Origin of the sequence: Aquamicrobium zhengzhouense, from assembly GCF_016124105.1 — a bacterium.
Lineage (GTDB): Bacteria > Pseudomonadota > Alphaproteobacteria > Rhizobiales > Rhizobiaceae > Aerobium > Aerobium zhengzhouense.
Genome location: NZ_JADGMQ010000002.1, coordinates 466414 through 491762, shown reverse-complemented (window position 1 = coordinate 491762; position 25349 = coordinate 466414). Strand labels below are relative to the sequence as shown.

Sequence of the window (25349 nt, the reverse complement as noted above, 5' to 3'; positions counted from 1 at the left end):
GCAACCGCGCTGGGTGCCGAACCCGTTGTGAGACGCGACCTCTTCCGCGAAGGGCCGGTCACGCTCGATGATGAACGCCCTCGTCTCGGAAGATGGGCTCAGCTTGCGCCAGCCATCACAGACCGAGGCTGGCGCATTCGTCTGGCATCCCGCCAAGAGCGCGGCACAGGGCAACACCATCCATCTTGCGAACCTGGTCATCGGTCGCATTCCTTTCACGAAGAGCTTCAACGGAGCGAGAGAGCGAGGCGGCGCGTTCGATCTGCCGCCCTTCTGCCTTGCCGTAGAGATAGACGGGAGCCGAAATCACCGCGGCACCCAGCACAGCGCCCAAGGCGAGCTTGAGCCAGTCGAGAAGGCCGCCCATCACGCCAGCCCCTCGCGGATCTCCTTGACCCCGGCGATGATCTGCCGGCGCATCAGGAAGATGACGACAAGGAAGACGAGGACCACGCCGCCGATCGCAACAATCGCCTGCCAGTCCATGCCAGCGAGCCAGCCAAGGCCGAGCGCGCCGGACGAGAAGAGACCAGTGATCCACGACCACAGCCCGGTCTTCTGCTTGACCTCGTTCTCAACCGCGACGGGAACCGTGGGCTTGTCGACCGAAACAGGGACCTCCCGCACCACCTCTTTGATGTCCGCTGGATGGCCCACCATCAGCTGAGCGGTCTTGCGCACATCTTCGACCCGGCGCGACCAGCCCTTGCCAAACGTGTCCCACATCAGCTTGCCCTTGTTCTTGATGCGCTTGAGGAAGGCGAGCCGGTTGTCACAAAGCGCATCGATCACATCACGCGCATTCGCCTTCTCGGCCGCAGCAATTGTTTGTGGCCCGACCCGCCCGTCCTGCGCCACACCGAGAGCCGCCTGCAGATACTTGGCAGCTCTTGCCGGTCCACTGTTCACCGCAAAGTCAAAGACGGCGTAGTCGATCCCGGAAGGAAGCGCCTGCGCATTCACCGCTGACCAATAGTGCCGGTAATAGACGGTCGCGACCTGCGCATCGGTGATGGCCTTGAGATCATCAACCGTTCCGTTCGGCTTCACATAAGCGCGGAACGACGCCAGCGTCACCCCCTTGTTGGTCGCGCCACCCGGATCGGCGACGAGGTTCACGAAGCCGCCTTCATGTTTGAGGACGTGCGGAAGCGCCCGCTGAAAATTGCGGTCCATAAATTATTCCTTTCTATGAGGGAACAAGTGGGGAGCTCTGTGATTAGAGCTTGTGTTCAACGCGTTTCCACGCGAGCATGCCTAGCAGCAAATTCAGCCGGCTCCCGCCGGCATTTTTTTTCGGCTAGCATCCAGCCCCGCCGGAGCACAAAGCCCGCCACCAGTGTGATCGACGCTGTAAGAGAGTCAGCGAAGACCGGCTGACCGTGCCAGGTCCGCACGAAGCTCGAGCCAACAATTTCTGGATTAAGAATGACTATGCGCGCCTCGGCCGCCAGTGGAGACGGCCGGTGAAACTCTTCGGCCAGAGACTGTCCGACGGCGGCGCTCAAGGGATCTGGCCCGATGAACTGCAAAAAGGCCGCTCGGCGCGGCCTTTTCAATTTCGGGTAGCTAACCCTTCTACCGGCAGCTATTCTTACGGCAGGTTCAGGCGGCGACCCTTAGACGACATCTGCCGACGGCACATTGAAGACCACCTCAGAGGCGCCGACAACGTTGACCGTGCCTTTCTCGAGCACTTCAAGTCGGACGGTGTAGGCTCCTCCCTGGACGGCTTCGCCGTGGAAGAGTTCACCATCTTGCGGCTGATACCAGGAAAGACGCTGAATATTCTGGGAAACGAAATCCGTCCCCTGATCATCAGACAGCTCATGGTCTCCCGTGTAGAGACTGGAGGGAAGGAAGCCCCAGTCGAGCGCACCAGATGACCCGTCTGAATCCGCCTCCGCTTTCAGGGTGATGAAACTGGTCTCTTCACTTCCCAACGTATCGACCTGAAGCCTGATGTCATACGTTGCCAGCAGCGCCCCCAAATCTACATCCTCATTGAGGCTTGCCACGGAGAACTTGAACACGGGGTCATTTCCCGCGGGAACGTTTATGGTTCCGTCGACCTCAGGAACGTAGATCTCTGGACCGAACCGCCCTTGGCCACCCAATGCAATTTCCAGATCATGCTCGCCGTCCTGATCGTGATCGATGCGCGTAACCTGAAAATTACTCCCGGGGTTGCTCGATCCAACCCACATCGTTCCCCCCGGCTGCAGCGCCACGTCATCAAGCGGGACATTGTGCAGATTTACAACATCATAGACGGGATCAGGCTCTGGTTCGGGCTCCGGGTCTGGATCCGGCTGATCTTCGAAATAAGGCGGCAGCTCATCGGGCGCCTCAATTCCCGGCGGGATCACGAGCTTTTCATCCCCTACGGGAACAAAGTCAGTTGGGATCGGCGTATCAGCCGGTATTTCGTAGCCTTCCGGCGGTGTAAAGGTGGGAAGGAATGGCGCAATCTCGGCAACGCGCCCCATCAGGGCGGTAACGTCTCCTGCTTCTATCGCCTCAAGTGCCTGCGGATCATTGGCAAATCGCGCGAGTGAAACGCCGTTGCCCAGGTCCCTGCCCTCTTCAAAACCATGATTTATGAAATGGTCAAAGGCGGTCGTCGACCCAGCCCGAACAGCGTCGGCCACGTCAGGGTTCGCATCGAGGTAACCGGCCAAGTCAAAGAACGGCGAGATATTCCGTGCTTCGTTCTGGCCGTGTAGCAGGAAGTGCTCGAAAGGCGACGAGAACAGGCCGGCCTCAACCGCCGCTGCGACATCGGGGCTTGATGCGAGATAAACCGCCTCATTGAAAAACAGAGATGGGCTGCGCCCCTCATTCTGGCCGTAGGTCATGAAGTGATCAAACGGGTTGATCAGACCGCTCTGGGCCGCCGCGGCGACATCAGGATTCGCCTGAAGGTACATCACTGGATCGAAAAACGGTGACGGAGATCTGTTCTCGAATTTTCCGTACAACTCGAAGTGCTGCTGAGCGGTGAAGCGGCCTTGCTCAACTGCCACAGCCACATCGGGGTTCATCCGCAAATAGTAGGTCTCGTTAAACACTGCTTCCTCCTTCTTTGGGGGACCTCCCAACGAAGGAGGGGCTGGTTTGTTCGTTTAACGAATGGGAGAAGCCGGAAAGCCGAGATAAAATCGCTTCCAGCATACTTATGTGGAAGCACTCCGTGCCCACCGTGAAAATTGTCGATCAGGAACTAATTCTTTTCCTGAACTCATGATCCGCAGGTTGCTTTCGGCCGTAGATCTTGCCGGTCTCTCTACGCATAGGACCGCCGGAAAACCGACGGATTGACTGAACTTCCTCATTGCCGCGTGGACGATATGGCGGCTCTTCAATGTTCCCCGCGAGCAAGCGTCGACATAGCTGTGCAGCGCAATTGTTTAAGCCGTTGATGATCCACCCATCTGGAGCGCAGTGGCAGCAGCACCTTACGCGCCTGCAGCGCTGCCCTTTCGCCTTGGAGCCAGGAGCCCACGGAGGACGACACCGGATCCCTGAATTCTCCATCGCCACCCACGGTACGAAATCACTCCGGCCCACCCTGCCCGTAAGACGAAACAAGGGCTTTGATTCCGGACGCGGCCCTCCATTTCGAGCCTTCAGTTCAGCAAGAATCGACCGCCTTGTCGCTGTGCAACGCTGCTCGCGGCCTTCGTGGCTCACCCAGCGGAAATTTTCTCTCCAGTGTTTACTGGTTTTTCAGCGGTCGATTGACCTCGGCGCGAGGCTGCCTCGGCACCCCGCCGACAAGCAAATCCGCGACATGCGCTTTCACATCAGGGCACATCTCAACCAACCCACGCCTGCAAAGCTGATCACGCATTTTTATCGTTTATTTCTAATCGTTAAGCTGACGCTTATTAGGCTTGCCTAATGTAGCATTCCTCAAAGTATATTAGAAAATGACGCACCAATTTCACGATTTCAGGTCGTCTTTTGTGACAGTATGCAGTCCTTTCGACATATATTACCTGCAAACGACTCAGCCAACCTAGCACACCAAATAACCACCCGAATTCCAGTGATCGTATATAGTCATTTTTTTCAGTAAGAATCTCAGTAGACAAGTAAAAACATCTATGCTTTTCCTATGGCCATTGGGTTTACAGGACGGGTTGGAGCTTTGCATGGCCAGAGGAAGGACGAGTCCGGATTTGCACGGTGTTGACAGATCCGACAACCGCGCCGAAGTCGGGCGCTGGCTGAGGCAGCAACGGGAAGCAGCTGGACTGACACAGCGAGAACTCGCTGAGAAAGTTGGCTCGCTTTATTACACCTACATTTCCCAGATTGAGCTTGGCCAGGGTAAGATTATACCGGAGCGCTGGGAAATTTGGGCCGAAACGCTCAACGTCCATCCTCGTATCTTCGCGATGAAGATGCTTGAAGGATATGATCCCGTAGCCTTCAAAATGATCTTTGGGGAAGATTAACCTTTTTTTACCCCACCAGAATTTTTACCGAACAATCTGCAGAGACGACTTAAATCTATACCTCGCGAAAAATCGAGGGATTGATCGGTCACCTTGCAGATCCACCATTCCACTGGAATTGCATGCTCCTCCAGTGGAACATAGCGGCTAAACGGGGGTCCCTTTCGGCCGCTATGCTTGACGTCAAGAAGCCACGACTACGGAGATGGATCTTATGGCTCTAACATTCGACGCTGTTTATTACTACACAAGCCGCCCCGACGTCCTCCGGGCGTTCCTGAGCTCCGACATGTCGGTTTCAGGCTATGAGTTCGCCCTGAACCACTACAACACCTTCGGCTGGAAGGAAGGGTTCAACCCGAACCAGGCCTTCATCACCGATGAGTATCTGGCCGACAACCCGGACGTAGCTGCAGCTGGTGTAAACCCGTTCGAGCACTACAATACCTACGGTCAAGCTGAAGGCCGCGCTCCAAACTCGTCATTCCCGGCTCTCGCGGAATTCGATTGGGAAGCATACGTCAACGCCAACACTGACCTTCAGGCGGCCGGTATTAACACTGCGGCCGCAGCTTACGACCATTACATCACCTACGGCTGGAATGAGAGCCGTCCTGGCGCTCCGGACAGTGCAGAGTTTCAGCTTAAGACAGCCTTGGCGAATCTTCAGGCAGCGGAGCAAGCTGTTGCTGACTTCGCAGAGGAGAACGGGGATGTTGCGGGTGCACTAACCGCTCTTGAGACTGAGTTGGCAAATCATATTGATACCAACGGTTCGGACGCACAGCTCGAAGCAAGGATCGCGCTGGCAAACGCTGGCATCAGCGATATTCAGGACGAGATTGCCGAGGTAGAAGGCCTTGCGGATGCCTCAGAAGCCTTGACTACCGCGCAAGAGGGTTACGTAGCGGCCGCTGCTGCGGGCATGCCAGCGATGATCGCGCTGCAAGCGGAGGTTGCCAGCTTCGCTCAAATCAACAGCCTTTCTTATGATCCCAATGAAGACGACCTCTTTCCTGATGTAAGCTGGGGAGATCTTGCAGGTCTGGAGCCGGGAACGGTTATCTTGGCAGTGGGCGGCCGTGATATTTTGATCGTAGGAGAAAACGGTCAGCTCGGATTTGCTGACGCGGACGGCGAGTTTGATCCGGCAACACTGCTGGGTGCCTCTCAACTTCTAGAAGATGCCCAGACAGCGTTTGACGCCGCTGTCGCCTACGCAGCCGCACGTGAAGCATTCGAGGAAGCAATCCACAATTTCATCCTCGCTGCCAATCCAGACTTCGTCCTCGACAGCTTCGATGGCGACCTCAACGATTTCTACAACGAATTCACTGGGGAACTAGAAATCGCGTTGTTTGAAGCTCCTGCTGTCGGAGCAGAGACTGCAGTCGGCCTGTATGAAGATCTTCTAGACGCACAGGCTATACTAGTGCAGGTTCAGGCACTCGTTCAGGAACGCGGAGATCTGCGGTCGGAAATTGGCGAAGCCCAAGCGCTCGTCGACGCACTGGAAGTCCTGCAAGAGAACGTCGCCTCTGCCGTTGAAGCGATCGAAGCACTCGGATATGCGGAGCCTGTATTTGTTGAAGACGCGGTCAACGCTCAAGCCGATCAGAACGATATCTTCTTGTTTGCCGGCGCAAAGGCGACGGACGAATCAATAATCGGTTTTGAAGCAGGTGATCTGCTCTTCATCGGCAACGGTTATACTGCATCCACGATTCCGAGCGATGCTAGCTTGGACGGCAACGCCGACTTCGGTTCCCTCACCGGTTTCGACGTCTTCATTAAGCAGGTGGCGGACGACACGGTCGTCTATGTCGAACTCGACACTTACGACGGCCATGCCAATGGCACCTGGGCGGGCGAAACCATCACGTTGGTAGGCGTTAATGCAGATGACGTGTCGTTCTCGAACGGTTACGTCTCGGTCAACAGCTCAGTCGCCTGACCGTATCAAGCTGCCCTTGTATACAAACTATGAGAGCCCTAGCCTCGTGCTGGGGCTCTTTTTACATGTGGCCGACCTATTGCACTGGCAGTCTCTACGGAATCCAGAGGTTCATAGTTGCTACCTCTGCCCGGGCAGTTCGGGCGAACCTTCAAAGCCGGTGCCTCCCCCTGAACCAACAGCCGACGCTGCAGCTCCGGTCCTAGCGCCCTGGCCCGCCTCTTCAGCACCTTTCGCGCTAGACTTACGATCATCCCGACCTACTCCACTTCCCGGCTGCTTGAGCTCCAGCATCGTGGTCGATCCGCCCGACCTTGACGCCTTATGGCGCACGCTCTCGATCCGGTAACTCCCGTCGACGCCGGCTCTTGCACCCGTTAAGATGAACATACCCTCCGCCTGCGCTTCTACGGTGAGGTCAAGCTCGACGCTTCCTTCACCGCCTTCACGCTCTGCCTCAGCCTTGCGCGCCTCGCCAATGGATTTTGCCTGGTCTTCGTCGGCGGCAAATGAGCGGATGATGTTTTCGGCCTCTGGCAGCTCGCGGTTGAGGGCAAACTCAATTTCTTCCTGCTTGAAACTCGCATCATCGCGATCGAACCAGCTGACCTTCGCCTTGGTGAAGACTTTACGCCCCGTGTAGGGAGCAATGTCCCAGGAGATGACATTCTCCCCAACCTTGCCCTGAATCGTCGGCAGGCCTTGCTCCTTGCCACGTTTGACCAGAACGGCCGTCTTGCCCCTAATCTTGAAGGTGGCGTGATATTCGCGGGCAAGCCGCTGGCCGAGATGAAGAAAACTCTCCGCCTCAGCTGCCCAGTAATTGCGGCTGATGTTTGCAAGATCGGGATCGATGTGGATCTCGCTCAAACCAGCTCCCTTGGCGGCATCGTTCAAGAAGTCGCCAAGGGTTGCTTCATCCTTGTGGAGATTCTGCGGCTGCTTAACCTTGCCGCGGCTGTCAAAGCCCTTGGCCCCGATCTTGAGGATGCCACCTCCACCGCGCGAGCCGGAAGAGCGGCAGCTGTCCACCGTTCCTTCAAAGACCAGCACACCTTGAAGATGCACGCTGACAAATGCACCGTCTCGCGGCAGCAGCGTCTGACCATCGCGGTCATCAAAGGTCAGGCTGCAGCTGTCGGAGACGGAACCCGCCTTGTCCTGAACCTCAATGTCGATGAGGTATGGCCGCATCGCGCTCGTCACGTCCCGCCCTTCGACAAAAACCTTCCACGCAACTTTCCAGCTCATCGTGACCTTACCCAAACAAGCTCACGACCTTGCGCGGTGCAGGCTCTTGCCTTACCGGAAGGTCAGGCAGCCTAACCACGGTGCCGAGCGGTATGATTGGCCCGAGCGAAGCAAGGTTTGGATTGAGCGCCAGCGTTTCCTCCACCAGCCCCTGCCCGCGGACACCATGGCGCCGCCAAAGCAAGAGATCGAGCGTGATGTTCTCGCCCCTGATCGTTACCATCTCGGCCATCTTCAACCCGCCATTGCATCGAAGAGAGAAAGAAGACCGGCGATCAATTGCTGGCCCGCACCCTGGTCAGGCTCGACCTTGGTCATCGTGATCGAATGACGGACAATAAAGCCGATGCCATTGCGCATCAGATGCGAATGCTGTTCGTTGATCTGAGTGATCGCATACCAGCCAAGGCGCTGCCCGTCGCCGCGTAGCAACGGAAAGCGGGTCCCGCTCCGCCGCATCTCATGCGCAATCTCAAGTTCGGAAAGCCCGCCAATCTTTGCCGGCAGGAGCTGCCCGGAAAGGATGAGGTCATCTTCCCCCTCACCCATGAACTCCTTGGAGGGGAAAGCCTGCATCAGGGGCTTTGCGACAATATCGGCCGAGGCGGTGCGGCGCACATCCTCCGCCGAGAACGGCCTAGTGTCGACGATGAGTGCTCCAAGCATATAAAGCATCACGCAATAGCCCATTCGCTGTCGGATTGGATGCCGGAAAGCGCCTCACGCACCGCCTGGCCAATCAGTCGCGCTGCTTTTTGCGCCAAAGCTTCCTCATCCATCCCAGGAGCCGGATGCACATGAAGTTCGCCAATGAGCGATCCGAGGGACAGGACGGATGAACCCGCACTGCCACTTCCTGTATTCCGCGAGCCGCCATGTGCCATTGCTGCTGTTTCATCCGCAGAATGGACGTAGCCAGAACGGGACGGGGTGATCAGCTCCGGACCTTCTTCACCAACCAGATAGGTCCGACCTGCAGCGATCGGCCCGCCCGCCGCACGTGCACCTGCAATCCCTGCGCTCTCACCACCACCTCCACCCAGCCAGGAAGGGCGGTTGGTCCACCAGGAAGGCGGTGATGGCCAGCTGATGATGCTGGTCAGGTCGATCGAGCCGATCGCCTCGATGATCCGCCCCGGCAATTCCCGAAACCAGTCAACCATTTGGGCAATCATCTCCTTGACGCCGTCCCACATCGCCTGGGCGAGTTCTCGACCTGCATCGAGCATATCTTCGGAAAACGCGATGATTTTGCCCGGAAGGCCAACCACTGCCGCAACAATTTCACCGACAGCATTTCCGGCAGCGATCCCCCAGGCAGCCCAGCTGCCATTCATTTCATCGATTGGTCCCAAGAGATCGCCAATCCAGTCAAACAGGCTGGAAACCCCGTCGATGACCGGCTCCAGGGCGGGCATGACCGGCTCGATCGCCCGCATGAAAGCGCCCTTGAAAGCTTCAAAGGCAACGCCGATCCCCTGCCAGTTGTTGTAGATCCAGGTTCCTGCCGCAGCTATGCCCACAAGCGCTGCCCCGATTCCGGTTCCGATTACCGCAAGCCGCAACACCTTGAGAGCGGACGTGACCAGCCGCATCGGACTGAGGAGCCCAAGCAGGCTTGAGCCCATGATTTTAAGGGCGGATCCCGTTCCGCCAACAGACGCTGCGGCTGTAAAGCCGATCATGGCGCTTCGGGCCGCGCGCGCCCCAGCCCCAAAGGGCATGAAGGCTAGCCCGGCAATCCTCAGCGCAGCGGCCAGGCCCTTCATTCCGGCAAGTCCGGCGGCCAAAAGCCCCCCCTTCATCCATAGAAGGCTGAACTGCGCAGCAATGGCTGCAACACGAAGACCGACAAGCCCGGCGCTCAACGCAACAATCGCCTGCGTCAAAGCAGGGTTGGCTTCTGCCCACTCTGCCATCTTGGTGATTATCGGCACGATCACATCGCCAAGATTGGCAAGAGCTGGAAGAAGGGCTGAGCCGATGGCGAGGTTGAGGTTCTCCATGGCGATCTGGATCCGCTGGGTCGCAAGCTGCCCTGTTACCAGTCGCCGCTGATAATCTTCCTCGACGACGCCTTGCGCGGACATCGCCTCGGCGCGGATCTGCCGGTAAAGATCAAGGTTCTGGATCAGGGGGCGCAGCCCCTTTTGCACCTGGGCATCGGTAAAGAGATCACCGAGGCGGCTGAGATCTCCCTTCAGCGCCTTGCGGGTGATCTCGGCAATTGCCTCAATTGGCGTCATCCCGGCTTTAGCAGCCCGATCCATTTCCTTTCGAAGATCAATGCCGATCTTCTTGAATGCCTTGATCGTCTGCGGCGCGTAAACCTTCTGCAGGATGTTCGACAGGTTGGTGGCAGCCTCCGCACTGTCGCCTGTGCCCTTTCGCACCACCTGGAGAGCAGCCGCCAGATCCGCGACCGAAGAGACGCCCGTTTGCCCCAGCCCCTGATAGGCAGCTCCCAGCGAGGGAAAATATTGCGCCATGTCCTTCAGTTCGAAGGCACCGGCCTTGCCGGCCTGCGCCATGGCATCCAGTGCCTTGCCAAACTCATTGGCAGGAACTTTCAGATTGTCGAGCGCCGCATACCCTGCCTGCGAAAGATCCGCGATGCTGGCATTATACGCGGTAGCAGCCTTGCCGATCGGCATCAGAAGGCCAAGCGCATCGCCACGACTTGCACCCATGCCGGCAAGAACATCCATGCCCGTTGCAATTTGCGCGGCAGACTGGGTCGTCTGCCGCGCCACGTCCCGAATTTCCTTTCCAAGCTTCGGCAGCTTTGCCACCGGCTCGTCGAGCTTCTGGCCGATATCCTCAAGCGTTGTCTCGAACTCGGTTGCCGCTTTCAATGGCGACGCCATTGCCCGGGCAAGTCCATAGGCAACAGCAGCCGCCTCGACCATGCGTCCGCGCATCGCCTCCATGCGCCGATTGTTGGCATCGATCCGGCTCTGCATATTATTGACGGCTGCCGCCACGCCTTTTGCCGGCGCAGAAACACGGTCAAGCAGCGACACGATCAACTGCGAAGTCAATGTGGTCATGGATCTGCTCTGCTTATGATGAGGGAAGAAGGGATCGGACGGGGGGCCCTATCGACCCGAGCGAGGCGATCTTGGCGCCTCAGCCTTCAGGACGCGGCCAAGCGACGCCTGGTAAGCAGCGAACTTGTCGATGTCCCATTCCTCGACGATATCTACGGCAGTGTTCAAATGGCGGGCCAATTGGGTAATAATGTCCCGCCACATAACCTTCACTGCGCCTGTTTGGCCTTGTCGATCAGAGCTTCCGCCGACTTTCCCATCAGAGGAACGACCGCCTCCCCGATCTTTTCGAGATCCTCGATGTCGAGCTCCTCGATGACGGCAAGATCGACCCCGGCAAGCGCGGCAAACAGAAGATAGCCAGCCCGGGCCTTGTTCTCCTCGCCCTCGGCCAAAAGAGCATCCTTGGCTTTCATCCGCCTAAAGGTGAGGCTTTGGATATCCCGGCCCTCATGCTGGACAGGATAGTCCAGCGTCACGGTCGCGCTTCTCAGCTTCTCGCTCATATTGTTTCCTTTAGAATTCGATTCATGATTTCCACTCTTCGGTGTCAGACATCCGAGAGGGAATGCGCAAAGCTGAGGTGTCAGGCTCCAAGCGCCAGGCGATCTTCCCGGAAGAGGTCATCACCCTTGCGCCGGATGACGCGCTCCCAGAAATCGACGTACCAGAGCTCATCGCCATCAAGCGTAAACTCGTAATGCGTAACTTCCTTGAAACCATGGGTGCAGCCGACAAACTCTTCCGGGCTCGCCTCATCCGGCTCCCATTCGACAATCGCACCTTCAATGATCGCGCGTGCGGGAACAGCACGTCCCGTTTTCTTGTCGCGCACGGCCCCGGCAAAGGTCCAGCGATCGACAACACCCAGACCCCGGAAGATGTCGGTATCAAAGCCCTTCACGGTCATCGCCGGTTCAACCGGCTCGATACGAGGCAAGGCAAAATCGACACTCATCACCCCGCCGCCCGGATTGTGGTTGGCGGTCATGAAAGTGATCGAGGGGATGGTGAGGCTCGCAATCGTTGTCGCGCGTGAACTATCTGCTTCTTCGGCGCGGCGTACGTCCACGGCAGTCAAAAGGTAAAGCGGCTGCATAAGGTGCTCCCTTCAAGGAACCTGTGGTGAAACTGGATGCGGCTGACTGGCTCAGACGGCGGCGTTGAGGCGGGCGATGATCTCCTGCACCAGCCCCTCAACTGCAGGGCGGTAGCGGCGGATCTCGTGATTGGCGAGTTTAAAGGCAGGTGCCGGCTCAATCCCGAGATTGACCGTCAGATGACCAAGCCGGATCTGCTCGGGGCTGTTCCTGTCGCGGCGGAAGCCAACGTCATAACCAAGAATGTCATCCGCCGCCTTGTGATCGCGCAGCATGAACTTCAGGGAGTTAAGCCATGCTTCGGTCAGATCCGCAGTGATCTTGCGACCAAGGAACTGGCGGGTGATCTGCATCATCTTGACGGTGAGATAATCAGCCCCGCGCACCTGGTGAATTTGCCGCCAAAGCTCGCCCGTCTCGGTGTTGTCGGTGCCGATGAAGACGAAGCCGCCATCGGCAATCGATCCATCGACCCCCACTTCGCCTTCTGCAACGATCGAGACATTGGCCTCCAGCATCTGCTGACCTTCGGTTGATCCATCAAGCAGCGAGAACGGCAGCTTGCGCGACAGGCCGGCCAACCCCTGGATCGGCCGGTTCGCAATCGGGTTGAACGGCTTGCCACCATGATCATTGTCCGTGCGGATGAACAAACCGGCAATACGGGGTCCCATCGGACGGGTGACGAGATCGGTGCCCTCAAAAACCCGTCCGGCAATGCCGATCGGAATAAGCCGCTGGGAATTCATCGTCTCGCGCGCGTCGATCGCTTCCTCAGCCGAACTGTCATCGACATCGACAGCCGCGACCGCAAGCAGCTTTTCCAAAGCCGCAGGAAGCGCAGCAACAACCGGATTGGCAGTGTTTGCATCAGGACGCCAGGCGGTTCGCCCGGCCCACACGAGCCGCGGCGTTGCGTTGACATGGCTTGGGATCGACGAAACGTTTTCCAGCGCCTCCATGATGTTGGCGCTTGTTTCCTCGAGCGCATCCCGCGGGTTCTCGCTTGTCCCTTCAGCAACGCGCACCACGGTCACATCCGCACCCGCATTCAGACCGGACAGCTGCGAATTGATCGCGCGCACCGCATCAGCCAGCGGGCCGGTGCCCAGCTTGGACGTGTAGCGCGGATCACTTGACGAAAAACGCACCGGTTCATCGAGCGCGAAAACTTCTGGATCTGCATCATTCGATATTTCGATCAGGAGCACCTTGGAAAAGTCGGCGCCAAGCGTTGGTACCGGCTCGTCCTGCGGACGTGAAAAAGTCATGCCGAAATGCGGACTGGTCATTGGATCATCTCCATTGGGCAAAAGGGTATGTCGCCGCCAGGCACAAAAGCCGGTGGTGATGGATGTTCAGGATGTGAAGAAAGTTGCTGGCGCGCGCTCGGACGCAGGCAGCTACGGCCAGTAGGCGTCGTCGGTGTAATCCGCCGGGATAGGATCGGCGTCTTTCAAGGCGCGGGCCGCGAAGATATGCGCCTGCTTGTGCGCCATTGCGGTTTGACCAAGCGCGAACATCGTCTGCGCGTCCATCAGCGTCAGGCTGTTGTCTTCCGCGATCCAGACAAAGTCGCTGTCGCCGCTGTGCCAGCGGTAGTCGCCAGGCTCCGATCCGCTGACCATCGCGGCTAGTGCAGCGACCGATGCCCCCGCCATGTTCTCCCGATCTTCCGGGCGCGACTGGTAGAGCTTTTCTTCAAAGATGAAGCCCGCCGCAATGCGTCGGTCGCGTTCGGCGTCAATCGCTTCGGGGGTTGGCGTTGGTGGGAGTGACTCCGGCGCGCGGTACTCAACAAAGCCGAGATCAGCAATTTCCTGTTCTGTCGCTTTATCCCACCATGCTCGGGCGTAAGAAATTGTTTCGTCACCTTCCCCGAGTTTGAAGGGTGCGGGACTGATAAACCCAGGTAGATTCGGATGTTTGTATTGCATTACAACAAGACTCCGGAAATCGCCCAATCATCGAACGCTCCATACGCGTTGCAATCTAGACGAATGGTGACGCTGGATTCAGTAGGATTAGAGAACGTTCCAGATAGAAGTCTGTAGGGACGTTCATCGCCCCGTACGTTTGCAAGCACTGAAAAGGAACCAGCGCCGATCTTATATCGAATACGTCTATTATTATTAGTTTCTGAATCAAATGTGCGAGTCCATACAGATGCTGTAATCTGCATCCCTCCAGCTATTTCAGCTGGTATCGTATACTCGGCCCAATTGGAGTTAAAGTTATAAGCAACCATTAACAGACATCCAGGTAGTGTCCGGGCCCGACTGCTATCGCCTCCGTCCCATCTTGCTTGAGCCCCTGTGACCCATCCTTCTAGGTCACTTGAGAATGTTCCAGAGAAATTGAACGGTGATTTTCCACCACTTCCCATCGCAATAGGACTAAATCCAAACATCACGCATACCCCGCTGCGCCATGGACGAGAATTTCCGTCGATGAAAGTACCGTGCCGCCGATGGCGTTTAAGCCCCCTTCAAAGCTGGGAGCCTCACCTTTGGGAAACTTCCAGAAACTGCCGAAACTCGGCTGGTACGCGCCCCTAAAGACGATTAAAACTTCCTGCCCGATCGCACTGGCGATGTTCGACGGATTGGCGATGGTCGGATTTCCAGTCATCGTGATGGCGAAGCCGTTATTGGCTTCGAGGTCGAGCGTCAGGATCGCAGCGCCAACCGAGTGCGACGTGAATGCCACTCGCTGCGGTCCGGTAAAGGCGTTTCCTCCGGAAAGATTCGCCTTCCCACCGAGCGCTGACGAGTTGGCCTTTCCGGAAAGCTCATGATCTATTTCAGCCTTGGTGTAGACAGATGATGCTGCAGCTTTCGTGGCTATTGTAGCGATGATGCCGCTGACCACATCGTCAGTATCCGCAAGCTTGTCAGCGATCTCCTTCAGCGTGTCGTAGGCTTCTGGCGCTCCATTAAGGAGATCCGAGATCGCCTGTGAAACGGCCGTCGCGATGTCTATCGCGACCCGGGCCTTGTCCGCCTTGTCATCTTCGAGCGCAGAGGCCGCGTCCTGAAGATCCTTCAGATGCCCATCGATCGCCGTGAGTGCCGCGCGCAAACGCGGCACATCGACGGTCCTCGGACTATTGTCAGGATGAGGCAGAGGCAGCCCCAGATGCGGGGTGTCTTCAAGTGCCATGATCAGATCTCCGTTGCACGGACTCGCAACCGTCGAACCGCAGGTCGGGCCGCAGGCGAGCCGGTTAGAGTGATTTTCTGACGGGTTTCAAGATCAGTGACGCCGGTGGCTAGGTACTCGCGCTCGACCCAGCCATCCCCGAGATCATCGGCAATGGGCGAGCCCATTGAGGTCCAGTCGCCATCGTCGCCAAGCTCCACCGTTACACCTGAAGAGCCAGGCGTGAGCACCTCCATGACCGAGCGCACCTTGAGGCCGCTGCCGACCTGGCGAAGCTCAATGGCTTCGCTCACATAGGTGGCAGCCTCTTTGAGGCGGCCGAACATGATCTGGCATTCGGGCATGACCACAGGCGACAGCGTTGCTGTTCCGGCCAGCACCATCCGGATCTCGACAGTCTCCTTCAGGTACTCGGTCAGGTGAAGGGCAACCCCCGGCTCGAAGCGGACGACTTCACCGCTTTCGCGCTCCATCTCGAGCGTCACCCGGCAGTCTTCCGACGGCTGGTCGACAATCAGCAGAACGAGAATGTCGGAGATACCGTCCTCGTTGATCTCCTCGAGGTCGAACTCACCGATTACGACAGTCCGGCTGGTTGCCGTATATCGGGCAGCCATGATCTGGCAGGTGAGGTCGGTATCGGGAAGCAGCTTCCACGAGACACCGTTCGACCCGTCTGCAGCATCGCCATTCAGAAGGTTCTGACGGATCCACTCCTGCTTACGAGCATCGTAGCCGCGCGGTGCATTCGGATCGCTCTGGTCGCCCAGCTGGGCAACCGCAACGGAATGCTCAGCATCAGACGTCAGCAACGCAAACCAGCGGAACTCGTTGGCACGTGTCACCACCGGGAAGCGGTAGCTGATCTCTGTCCAGTTGGACGGCTGGTCAACATCCGGGTTTGAGACGTTGAACGCTCCGCCGCTGATGATGCCTTCTGCCAGCGTCTCAAGTCCCGGAAGGCCACCATCGGCCATCGGCCGCATTTCTAGGACCACCGGATTGCTGGCGTTGCCGCGCTTGGTGAACTCGACCTTGACGCCAGTGATCTGCCTCGTTACCGGCAGCGCGAAGGATTGCGCGACCGGGTCGATGACAGACTCCACCGTGTGAGTATGCGTCGTGGTGTGGTATTGCGTGACCGTCAACGTGCCCTGGCCGGTGAAGGTGGTCTGACCGCGCGTTCCACCCTTGCCGGTGACGATCACCTGCTTGGTGCCAGCGCGCACGCCCGACGGGATCATGAAGCTCCCCGTCAACACGCCTTGCGCATCTGCCACCTTTGTTCCGGTGACCGACGCCGTGACGTCAATCCCATCGAAGGTGACTGCATCGAGCTGCTCGCCCGGGCCCATGCGTTCGGCCCGGAATTCCACCGAGATCGAGCGAAGGTTCGGCAAGTCCCGGGTGCTGCTCCTCGAGGTGACGTTGCGTGTCACCGTCGTCTCGAAGCTGGAGGTCCCGTAGAGGGGCGTATCCAGAAGGTCAGGCCGGTAAACGCCAACCTTCACCATGGATTCGGTTTCGCTGCTGGTCGACGTCGACTGCCTCTGGTTCCATCGGTCAACCGCAGGCTTCAATGACAGTGCTGCCGGCAGAGGATCGAACGCCATATACTCATTGATCTTACGCGAGGCAGTCCGGTACGGCTGCGAAAGCACAGGCTCGGTAACGTAAGGAAGCATGATTGGCTGATCACCAAGGTCCGACATCAGCGTGATCACGTCGATCGGCAGCGTCACCACCCCGTCGATAATCGCCGCGTCCTGGGCAATGCCCATGTCCCGCTGGCTGTCATCGCGGAACGGGTCCACGAACGAGCCCCGGCGTGAAGCAGGATCGCGTTCCTGAATATCCCGCTCCATCGAGACCAGCGAGATCTGGTCATACATGGTCAGGATCGTGCGCAGCATCGACTGAACTTCAGCTTCGGTGAGCTTGCGTTGCCCGAGGTCACTGAGGATCGGCGGAATGCCCCACATATTCTCTACGCGAACCAGAGGCGCGAGAGGCGCAGGCACGGTCGGCGGAACCGGCGTGTACTTTGTGGAGACGCCTTTCAAATAGACCACATTGCCCGCCTGGTCGATCGCAATCACGTCGATACGCCTCAGCTTGTACCGATAGGAGATCGAGACCGGCAGGCCAACCACCGCCTCGCCAAGTGTGATCGAGAAACGGTCGGTCGCGTTCGGCGTGACTGTCGCCACATAGCGATAGGTCACGGAATAGGTCGAACCGGGTGATGGCTCAGCGCCACCCGGCGACCAGTCCACACGATCGCTCGTCAGCTTGTAGTCCGCGTTCTCAACGTAAGTGGTGCCGCCCTGCGAGACGCTGACGATGGCGAACACCGGGGTTTCCGGGAGGTTGTCAGATCCGCCTGCGATCTGGTGGGTGATCGTGCGCGTGACTTCCTTGATCACCGTCACGGTCTGGACGCTGTCGATCGGCCCGTTGTTCAAGTTGACGACGCCGCCCGCGGGATAGACCTGAGGCTCTCCATTGACCTGGACGAGATCCGGATCTTCGGCACGCACGAAGCGCTGATCCGCCACGCGGCGCACGCTCTTGCCGGCAGCGCGAAGTGCACCCGCCCCGATGATGAAGGTCTGGCGACCGTCGGCGAACCCGCCTGCGGTTACTTCGAAGCCGTCGACGATATGACTGCCATGCGTCTCGTCAATGTGCCGTTCAACAGCGCGCTCGGCCGAGGTGTCGTGAGGGGCCACAACCTCGTTCGGGAGGTGACCGTCAATCAGGGTGTAGATCGGGTAGAACGTATCGCCGCCGGTTGCCCAGACTGCATCATAGCGAACGCGGGCGCCGAGTGCGCTGCCATGGGAAGCCGTATCGGGAACGATGCCTGCAAGATCCGGGTCCTCGACTTCGGTAACGAAAACCTTTTCAACGGCGATGCCGATGGCAACCGTGCCCACCATCGGCACGCCTTCCAGAACAGCCGAAGGCACGCTGTGCATGTAGCCGCCTGCCCAGACCTTGGCTGAGCCAAGGCGAACGATGCCACCGGCCTGATCAACGACGATGGTGCCACCTTCCCGGAGCGAGATCTGCCCAAGCGAGGCATCCCCCACTTCACGCATGCGGTCATAGACCAGGTCCTGCGTTTCGTTGAGCTCGGCAGACTCGACGAACTGACGCCCGCGAAAGACGGTCTCGGCGTAGCGCTTCTCCTTGTGGCCCGGCTTTTCGCGCCGGTTGTAAACATTCGAGATCGTCATCGTCAGACCCTCAGGATGAAGTCGCGGATCAGGCTGGTGCCGGCGGAAAGGAATTGCGGTCGCAACCACGAAAGATGGAGAAGATCGCCAGCTGCGATCACGTCGCCTTCATCAAGAACCGTCTTGCCGGCGGGCATGCCGGCGTCAAAACTTGCATTGGCAAAGACCCCGATCTCGCGAATGGTGGCACCGGTCCAGCTTCCGGCCGGAATCTGGATGCGAATGCGCAAATTGCGGGTGCGGGCTTCACTGGTCGAGTACTTCGTCCCCTCATCGGTGACGATGATTCCTTCCGGGTCTTCGACGACGAAGCCAACGATGGTAGGACGCACATAGCCGACAAGGGCGAGAATCCCGTTGGCCCCAAGCGACGGTGTTGGCGGGTTCACCTCGCCCCAGGCATCATCCCAATCAGGATCACCAGCTGAAAGCGCTACCACAAAGGGCAGCGCAGCAAGCGCTTCAGCCATGACCGCGCGGCCAAGGCTCGTCAGAACATAGGCGCTCATATGTCTCCCCATGAAGTCGAGGCTGAATGAGGCTCTGCCGCCTCTTCCCAGCTTTGCGGCCACCGCAGCGGCCAGACATCGTCGTCGAAAAGATAGTCGTCATTTGCGAGCGCGAGGACCGCGACGGAGTTCAGCGTTGCGGGACTTGTTTCGCCCATGCGATCGGCATCAAGGCGAAGACCCTCGAACCAGCAAACTGCGCTCGCGTCGCTACGCTGCATCGCAAATTCAGAGCTCGTGTCGGTAGAAGTGGCATAGGCACCCACCCAGCCCATCGAGATGATCGGGCCGCCTTCCCAGAGGCGCTCGCCGGAATATCCATCCATCTGACCTTCATCGAAACGATGAAGATCCATCCTCACCGGACGGTAATCCGCTCCCGGCGAGAACATCCGAAAGAGTTCATCCTCGGCAGCCTTGGAAAGATTGATGATGCCGAACAGCTGCTGCAGTTGCTCGATGTCGGAGGCAGGAACATCAAAGCCGACCTGGAATTCCCACCAGGAGTGGCGCTGATCGGGCGCTGCTACCTTGCCGGCAGACTCAACCCAGCCAATGCCAATCTCAATGCCGCGGTCGGTACCGCGGGTTCGCTGCCATTCGGGTCCCTCGGCAAGAGCACGCCGATAATCGCGCACATAAGGAACGACATCTTCAAGCCCGAGATCCCAGATGAACCAGGGCACCCAATCATCAGGAACGTGAGCGATGCCATAGGACTTGATGGTCCCGATCAGCGGACCAAGCTCGCTCCATATGGCCCAGATCCTGGCATAGCCGGACGTTGCCGCGCCGCTATCTGGCGGCAGGAGTGCTTCGCTCACAGCGTCACCCGGAACATCGTCAGATTGATCGCACCAAGGCGGATCGCCTGGTTGAACCCGGCGTAGGCATTGGTCCACCCCTGAAGCTCAACCCGCTGGACGCCCGGACGATGGAGATGCTTTTCGACGTAGGAGCGCGTGAGATCAAAGCCGAGCCGCTGGTCCTTTGCCATGGCCTCGATCAGCGCCTCGCGCGCTTGGTCTATCACGCTCGAAGGCGTTTCTGGATAAAGATAGATATGCGCATTGACGTTCTTGGTGCTGATGACCGCAGGAACAACTTCAACGCTCACATTCCTGGAGCGAAACGAGGGGTCATTGAGCGCAACCGAAAGTCCGTCGCGCAGCTCATCTGACAGGACACCACCCTCCTCGCTGGTCAGAACCGAAACGATCAGGATCCGGTCGGAGAAGTTGCGCGTTTCGGCGGTGATCGCGACATCCTTGACGAGGCCAGAAAAATTGCGGGCTGCCGACTTGTAATAATCATCAGGTCCAGCTGCACTTTTGCCCTTCCAGGCAAGACGGATCCGCTCTCGAAGGGACGCATCACTTTCTCCCTCAAGCCGTGGCCTGTCACCCAGCCCGGCTCGCATCGCCTGAAGATCAAGATCTGTACCTTCGGCAAAGGAAGGAAGGAGGATCACCCGCGCCGCATCGTTAAGCGCTGCAACAAAATACATGTCGCCATATGCGGCCGCCTGCGCCGCAATAACGGCAGGATCTGTTTCAAGATCTTCGACATCGTAATCGATGCCAGCAGCACGCATCAGGTCGACGAACTCACCAAGGCGGCGCTCAAATGCATGATCGAAGCTGACAGGCTGGATGACGACGGGCCGTGGCAGGCCGTCGGTCGAGAACCGGGTCATGATGTTTATCCGCTGGTTTAGCCGAGCGCGGAGACGCGTCCGCCGCCAAAGAAGAGCGTGAAGCTCACCATGCGCTCCACGGTGAAGTCGCCAAGATGGCCGCGCGGCCGGAAATCTGCCTCGATCCTGAGGCCAGCCTGGCCCAGGCGAAGCTGATCGACCGAGCCGGTGGGAACGATCCTGCGCACCGCGAACCGTGGCTCCCAAAGATCGATTGCCGTTGCCACCAGCTGCTGCCAGGCAGCAAACAGAGACGGCACCACCGCACGCCCCAGAAGTTCGACAACACCGCCACCGAACTCACGCCGCATGATCCGGCTGCCGATCCTGGTCGCCAGCGTTACTTCGACGCCCTGATAGGCGGAGCTCAGATTATCGATCACCTTACCCGTGCGCCGATCAATGCCTGCCATTTTTGCGCCCCTTGCTCATCGATGCTGCTAGTTCGCAGGAACGTCCGTGTTAGCCCCGCCCGGCACGACGCCACCATGAACATGATCCGAGCCGATATTCTTGCCGTCATGTTCGACGCGGCCCCCGGAGATCGAAAGCCCGGAACTGCTGATCGTCAAGGTAACGGCGGCGACACTCACCTGGAGCGCCCCATCTGCAATCGTTACCCGCACTCCTGCATCTTCGAACACATTGGCGTTCATGTCGGTGTTCGGGCTTGAGTGCTCGTTCGAATAGCCGCCGCGTATCAGGATGCCCTGTCGCGGATCTCCGCTGGGGTTGATGACGCCGACGATCTGCCCCTTCTTGAGCGGAACGGAGGTTTTTCCAGTTTCTGGATGCGGGTACCAGGGAGAGAGAAACGGCTTTTCGTCCGAACCGCCAAGGCGGAGCCGATATCCTTTTTGTGCGTCGATCATCTCGACCGGACCGACCTTCAGAGAATTGGCGAAGGCGGTTTTGAGCATCTCCAGGTCGATCTTGAGGGCAATGATGCTGTCCACTTATTCCTCCACGACGTTCGCGCGATGTGGAAGCTCAAGATGGCCTTGCGCAAATTCTGGCGTTGCCCGCTCGTCGTCGCCTGCAACTGGGCCAAGCCCAAGAGCAAGAAGCTCGTCCGCCGTCATGCCTTGGCGACGCTGGATCTGCTGCCAGGACTCTTCTTCTGCAGTGATCAGGCTTCGTATCGTGGCCCCCTGCTTGCGGTAGACTGGATCACTTGACGCCTCGAGCTGCTTGAGAAACTTTTGAAACGGCGCCTCATCATCAAGCACCTCGCCCCTGACCGGATCATCAATCAGATCAAGCGTGATCCTCACCTGATGCCCGGCGAGCTTTTGTCCATCATCGGTGTTACGGGCACCTGCATATTCTATCTTGCGAATTCCGTACTGCAGGCCGCGATAGATTTCCGCCCATGGATCTTCAGGATCGTTCAGGGCATCGAACATCTGCCGCTGAACGACATCAAGGAAGAACTCGAACGCACGGTCGGATGCGGGAACGCCAATGCCGACAAGGCTCGTGACGCCAGTCTCCCGATCCAGGTCGGTCATCGCCTGCGAGATCCCCATCTCGAAAACGATGTCGCAGATTCCGTTTTCGTTAAGCTGGCGCGACGCGACATTCTCAACTTTGCCGGAGTCGGTGTAGATGCTGATAAACGGCTTTTCTTCCTCGCTGCGCAGCGATCCGTCCGCCTGGACATCAAGCGCCCCGTTTGGACTGTCAAGAACGTTGTCGCCTACAAGAGTTCGGCCCTTGATGGCTTCGACGGCGGCAATGCGAAGGGCGATGCGGGCAAGGCTCATCATATAATCCCAAGTTCAAGAACAAGCCTGGCTTCACCACGATCATCAACCCGAAGCACCTCAAACCAGGGCTTGCCATGACGCGAAAGCGTCTGTACGCGGTCGCCCCTTTCCGGCAATGGTCCGCGATAGCTCGCGCGATCGATGTGAAGCTCGGCCTTTTCTGCCGCAAGCCGGGTGCGCCACGTGGCACCATAGCCGCCATTCATTCCCGTCTCCTCGCCGCCGCCCACCCTCAGCACCGCTTCGATCTCGACGGATGGCCGTGCCGGATCCACCTCCTCCTTTTTAAGGAACGAAAGTTTCACCGGTTCAGCGAAGGTCTTGTCGACCGCGGCAACGACACGGTCGCGAAGTGTGTGAAAGCGGGCAGCCACAGGCATGGTTATTTTGCCTTGCCGGTCTGGATCATCTCCGGGCGTGTACAGATGAAGAGCGGGTAGCTATAGATCTCGACCCGGTCCCAGGCTTCGCGCCCGGACGTATCGGCCAGCATCAAGCCATAATATTCGCGAGCCCGTTGATTGAGATATGGCTTGAACTCGTTTGCTGGCGAGAAGCCCACCTTGAAGGCACCTCGCGCGCCGACGGGGAAGAACTTTGCCCTGTCAGTGTCGATCGCGATCGTGGAATCGTCATCGGTGCCGCGATAATTGATGAAGGTAATCCCTTCGATCTCGATCGCGGAAAAGCCCTCAATATCTTCAAGAAGGGACGCGCGCTCGGTGCCGAGCTTCGTTTCCTTGATCTGCTTGTGATTGACGAGAAGATCATAGAACGTATCGCCGACAAGCGCAGCAACGCGAGTCGAAGGGGTCCAGATACCCTTTGAGGCTTTGACCATGGCACGCTTGACGTCCCGGCACTTCTTGCGAACGTCAGTGGTCTCATCATCAAGGGCAAAATCGATCTCGTCAGGCTCGTCAACGCCCCATTCTTCAAACCAGTCGATGAGAACAGAACCATCCGCATCAAGAACCTTGCCCTGGATAGCGCCAAAGCGCATGTGCTCCCAGGTCAGTTCCAGATCATTCATGATCTGCTGGGTGCGGTCGGCAAGCTCCGCCGCAACATCCTTTGTCTGGATATCGAAAGGTAACGCCGTTACCCCGGCAAGCTCTGCCGCATAGATGGTCGATCCCTTGGCAAGGCGCGTCGTGTTGAACGGGCGCACCTTCGCACCCTGTGGGATGAGCTCGGCAGGCGGTGCGCCCATTTCCGAGGTTGGGATCAGCGAGAGCGTGCGGTCACGATCTGCAATCGCAATCGTGCGCGAGCGCGAATAGACGGGCTCGAAGATTCCAAGCGAACCCAGAAGCTGAGGCCTGAACTCGGTGCGTTCAACGATCTCTTCGTGAAAGTCGACGACGCCCCAGCCGTTTTGGGTAAAGATGTCGGTTACAAGTGCCATTTTGCTCAGCCCTCCTTAGCGGCCGACAATGCCGGACTTCGCCAAGGCGGCGAGCGCGGTCGATTTCTGAGAAGGATTTACCTCCTCACCCCAGACAAGAACGTGCGCATGAACCTCGCAATCACGGACAGAGACGGTGCGACGCACATCCTTGTCGCTGGCATTGCAGCCTTCATAGAGAATGGCCGCTGCAACCTCGCTGCCGTCACTCTTTGAGGGATCAAACGGCGCATATTTGTCGGTGCCAGGTGCGACCGAAATCGCAAAACCATCACCAGCGGCCATGGCGGTGCCGCCGGCCGTGATCGTAAAGCCGATGTCGTCCGAGTAGGCCGCTCCGGCCGTCCCCGACTTGATTTTGAACCCGTCCGGATCATGAACGTCGAACTTGGTGGCCGAGGTGAAGGTGACGCTGTAGGTCCCTGCCTTGGCGCCGGACTTCAAGGCAATTTCGGAGATGGTTGCATCTCCTGTATTGCCCTGGTTGGCAACGGCCGTTGCCGTGCCGGTCGCGATCTTGCCAAGGACGGTTCCCGGCTTCAGAACCCCGGAGCCTGCGATAATCACCGCCTGTTCGCGCGAGCGATAGCCATGAGCTTCCGAGACAAGATAATGCGCCGCTCCGGCGAAGCGGTCTTCGGTAAGGATTGTCATGATGGAATCTCCAGTCAGCGGCGCTTGTTGGCGCGGGCCACAGCTTCAGCAAGAACGGACTTGTCGCCTTTGGCGCGTGGACGTCCCGCTCCACTTGCGCTCAAACCCTCGCCGTTCATCCGTCTTGCCTCGAAAGTGGCAAGGTCATCTTCTTCCTCACCGCCAGGTGCTAAAGGGGCTGCAGCAAGAATTGCTTTTGCAGCATCGGCAGTTATGCCCTTGGTTGCAGCCAGCGTCTTTGCCTGCGCTTCGCGCCCCTTGGCTTCTGGCAGCGCCATGATTGCATCCTGGCGCTCGCGATCTTCCTTTTCGGCCCGAAGCTCAGCCAGCTCCTTCGCATTTGTTTCGGCCTTCACCTTCAGTTCGGTCAATTCGGCGGCAAGCTGGTCCGCCCGTTCCTTGTCAGTCATGCTGGGTAGCTCCCTTGGTTGACTGGGTTTTGCGGCGGACGCCGCCGGCACATTGGCATCGCCATGACGCCAATCTTTTTTGGCCGCGAGCGCTACGAGGCGCTTTGGGGCATGTGCGTAAAGCCGGTAATCGAAGGCAGCGACAGGATCGGCAATCGCCTCGGTCGTCTTGTCGGCAAAGCCTTCCTCGACGGCGCGCTCCGGCGTCAGCCACCATTCAGCCTTCATGATCTGACGGCATTCTTCAGGGCTCTTGCCGCTTTTTGCGGCATAAACCCGGGCATACGCGGTTGCGAGCGCCTCAAGGGTTTCCACCGTCTTGCTGTGCTCGGCGGACGTTCCAAAGGTATAACCGCTCGGATCATGGATCATCATGATCGCGCCGGCCGACATCGTCACCGTGTTCCCGGCCATGGCAATCAGGGAAGCGGCAGAGGCGGCAATCCCCTCAACCACGATATCCGTCTTCCCTGGGCGGGCAGAAAGAAGCGCATGGATTGCCGCGCCTTCCGTCGCAATCCCGCCGCCAGAGTTGATGTGGACGGCAAGGTCAGCCTCATCGTCGATTTCGGCAAGCGCCATGACAACATCAGCGGAGGTAAAGCCGTCTTCAAAATAATAGTCGCCGACATAGCCGGTCAGCCGAAGCTTGCCGTCTTCAAGTATCGCAGCCATTTCAAA

General features: G+C 58.4%; 26 protein-coding genes. 2 read left to right on the top strand and 24 right to left on the bottom strand.

Going from position 1 to position 25349, the window contains the following annotated elements; genetic code table 11:
* Window positions 1–115: 115 nt before the first annotated feature.
* From IOD40_RS05800 to IOD40_RS05790, 3 genes are all read right to left on the bottom strand, one after another.
* Window positions 116–367 carry a hypothetical protein gene (locus IOD40_RS05800; protein WP_198475216.1) on the bottom strand — a complete coding sequence of 84 codons (252 nt, stop codon included), beginning with the start codon at window positions 365–367 and terminating at the stop codon, window positions 116–118.
* Window positions 367–1176 carry a glycoside hydrolase family 108 protein gene (locus IOD40_RS05795; protein ID WP_198475214.1) on the bottom strand — a complete coding sequence of 270 codons (810 nt, stop codon included), beginning with the start codon at window positions 1174–1176 and terminating at the stop codon, window positions 367–369. Before IOD40_RS05795 ends, IOD40_RS05800 begins: the two co-directional genes overlap by 1 nt.
* 443 nt (window positions 1177–1619) lie before the next feature.
* On the bottom strand, window positions 1620–3071 hold the full coding sequence (locus IOD40_RS05790; RefSeq protein ID WP_198475212.1) for a hypothetical protein: 1452 nt from the start codon (window positions 3069–3071) through the stop codon (window positions 1620–1622).
* A 1086-nt stretch (window positions 3072–4157) separates the two neighbouring features.
* Between IOD40_RS05790 and IOD40_RS05785 the strand changes: the two genes are divergently transcribed.
* Both IOD40_RS05785 and IOD40_RS05780 read left to right on the top strand, forming a co-directional pair.
* Window positions 4158–4463: a helix-turn-helix domain-containing protein gene (locus IOD40_RS05785; protein WP_198475210.1), complete on the top strand. Its 306-nt coding sequence runs from the start codon at window positions 4158–4160 to the stop codon at window positions 4461–4463.
* A gap of 214 nt (window positions 4464–4677) precedes the next feature.
* Window positions 4678–6417 (top strand): hypothetical protein, encoded by a 1740-nt coding sequence (locus IOD40_RS05780; RefSeq protein ID WP_198475208.1) that lies wholly within the window; start codon window positions 4678–4680, stop codon window positions 6415–6417.
* Window positions 6418–6537: 120 nt separating this feature from the next.
* Here IOD40_RS05780 and IOD40_RS05775 read toward each other — a convergent pair whose 3' ends face one another.
* From IOD40_RS05775 to IOD40_RS05680, 21 genes are all read right to left on the bottom strand, one after another.
* A complete protein-coding gene (locus IOD40_RS05775; RefSeq protein WP_198475206.1) occupies window positions 6538–7668 on the bottom strand; it encodes a phage late control D family protein in 1131 nt (376 codons plus the stop codon).
* A 7-nt stretch (window positions 7669–7675) separates the two neighbouring features.
* Window positions 7676–7900, bottom strand: coding sequence for a tail protein X (locus tag IOD40_RS05770; protein ID WP_198475204.1), 225 nt, complete (start codon window positions 7898–7900; stop codon window positions 7676–7678).
* Between the two features lie 2 nt (window positions 7901–7902).
* Window positions 7903–8343 carry a phage tail protein gene (locus IOD40_RS05765; protein WP_198475351.1) on the bottom strand — a complete coding sequence of 147 codons (441 nt, stop codon included), beginning with the start codon at window positions 8341–8343 and terminating at the stop codon, window positions 7903–7905.
* On the bottom strand, window positions 8343–10718 hold the full coding sequence (locus IOD40_RS05760; protein WP_233713851.1) for a phage tail tape measure protein: 2376 nt from the start codon (window positions 10716–10718) through the stop codon (window positions 8343–8345). Before IOD40_RS05760 ends, IOD40_RS05765 begins: the two co-directional genes overlap by 1 nt.
* A gap of 48 nt (window positions 10719–10766) precedes the next feature.
* Window positions 10767–10931 carry a hypothetical protein gene (locus IOD40_RS19840; RefSeq protein ID WP_210336799.1) on the bottom strand — a complete coding sequence of 55 codons (165 nt, stop codon included), beginning with the start codon at window positions 10929–10931 and terminating at the stop codon, window positions 10767–10769.
* A complete protein-coding gene (locus IOD40_RS05755; protein WP_198475202.1) occupies window positions 10928–11224 on the bottom strand; it encodes a phage tail assembly protein in 297 nt (98 codons plus the stop codon). Before IOD40_RS05755 ends, IOD40_RS19840 begins: the two co-directional genes overlap by 4 nt.
* Before the next feature lie 80 nt (window positions 11225–11304).
* Window positions 11305–11817 (bottom strand): phage major tail tube protein, encoded by a 513-nt coding sequence (locus IOD40_RS05750; RefSeq protein WP_198475200.1) that lies wholly within the window; start codon window positions 11815–11817, stop codon window positions 11305–11307.
* Window positions 11818–11868: 51 nt separating this feature from the next.
* The gene (locus IOD40_RS05745; RefSeq protein WP_198475198.1) at window positions 11869–13110 is read right to left on the bottom strand and encodes a phage tail sheath family protein; all 1242 of its coding nucleotides are present in this window, start codon (window positions 13108–13110) and stop codon (window positions 11869–11871) included.
* Window positions 13111–13221: 111 nt separating this feature from the next.
* Complete coding sequence (locus tag IOD40_RS05740; protein WP_198475196.1) at window positions 13222–13782, bottom strand: DUF4376 domain-containing protein; 561 nt, start codon at window positions 13780–13782, stop codon at window positions 13222–13224.
* A gap of 445 nt (window positions 13783–14227) precedes the next feature.
* On the bottom strand, window positions 14228–14980 hold the full coding sequence (locus tag IOD40_RS05735; RefSeq protein ID WP_198475194.1) for a hypothetical protein: 753 nt from the start codon (window positions 14978–14980) through the stop codon (window positions 14228–14230).
* 2 nt (window positions 14981–14982) lie between these two features.
* Entirely contained in the window at window positions 14983–18222 is a 3240-nt protein-coding gene (locus tag IOD40_RS05730) for a DUF4815 domain-containing protein (protein WP_198475192.1), read from the bottom strand.
* Window positions 18223–18224: 2 nt separating this feature from the next.
* Window positions 18225–18731, bottom strand: a complete 507-nt coding sequence (locus tag IOD40_RS05725) for a hypothetical protein (protein ID WP_198475191.1) — start codon at window positions 18729–18731, stop codon at window positions 18225–18227.
* Window positions 18728–19555 carry a phage tail protein gene (locus IOD40_RS05720; protein ID WP_198475189.1) on the bottom strand — a complete coding sequence of 276 codons (828 nt, stop codon included), beginning with the start codon at window positions 19553–19555 and terminating at the stop codon, window positions 18728–18730. Before IOD40_RS05720 ends, IOD40_RS05725 begins: the two co-directional genes overlap by 4 nt.
* Window positions 19552–20427: a baseplate J/gp47 family protein gene (locus tag IOD40_RS05715; RefSeq protein ID WP_198475187.1), complete on the bottom strand. Its 876-nt coding sequence runs from the start codon at window positions 20425–20427 to the stop codon at window positions 19552–19554. The genes IOD40_RS05720 and IOD40_RS05715 overlap by 4 nt, the downstream gene beginning before the upstream one ends.
* Window positions 20428–20444: 17 nt before the next feature.
* A complete protein-coding gene (locus IOD40_RS05710; RefSeq protein ID WP_198475185.1) occupies window positions 20445–20840 on the bottom strand; it encodes a GPW/gp25 family protein in 396 nt (131 codons plus the stop codon).
* A gap of 27 nt (window positions 20841–20867) precedes the next feature.
* Window positions 20868–21383: a baseplate assembly protein gene (locus IOD40_RS05705; protein WP_325099672.1), complete on the bottom strand. Its 516-nt coding sequence runs from the start codon at window positions 21381–21383 to the stop codon at window positions 20868–20870.
* Window positions 21384–22193 (bottom strand): hypothetical protein, encoded by an 810-nt coding sequence (locus IOD40_RS05700; RefSeq protein WP_198475183.1) that lies wholly within the window; start codon window positions 22191–22193, stop codon window positions 21384–21386.
* A complete protein-coding gene (locus IOD40_RS05695; protein ID WP_198475181.1) occupies window positions 22193–22576 on the bottom strand; it encodes a hypothetical protein in 384 nt (127 codons plus the stop codon). The genes IOD40_RS05700 and IOD40_RS05695 overlap by 1 nt, the downstream gene beginning before the upstream one ends.
* Window positions 22577–22578: 2 nt before the next feature.
* Entirely contained in the window at window positions 22579–23604 is a 1026-nt protein-coding gene (locus tag IOD40_RS05690) for a major capsid protein (RefSeq protein WP_198475178.1), read from the bottom strand.
* 15 nt (window positions 23605–23619) lie between these two features.
* Window positions 23620–24258, bottom strand: a complete 639-nt coding sequence (locus IOD40_RS05685) for a head decoration protein (RefSeq protein WP_198475176.1) — start codon at window positions 24256–24258, stop codon at window positions 23620–23622.
* Between the two features lie 14 nt (window positions 24259–24272).
* Window positions 24273–25343, bottom strand: coding sequence for a head maturation protease, ClpP-related (locus tag IOD40_RS05680; protein WP_198475174.1), 1071 nt, complete (start codon window positions 25341–25343; stop codon window positions 24273–24275).
* Window positions 25344–25349 lie beyond the last annotated feature (6 nt).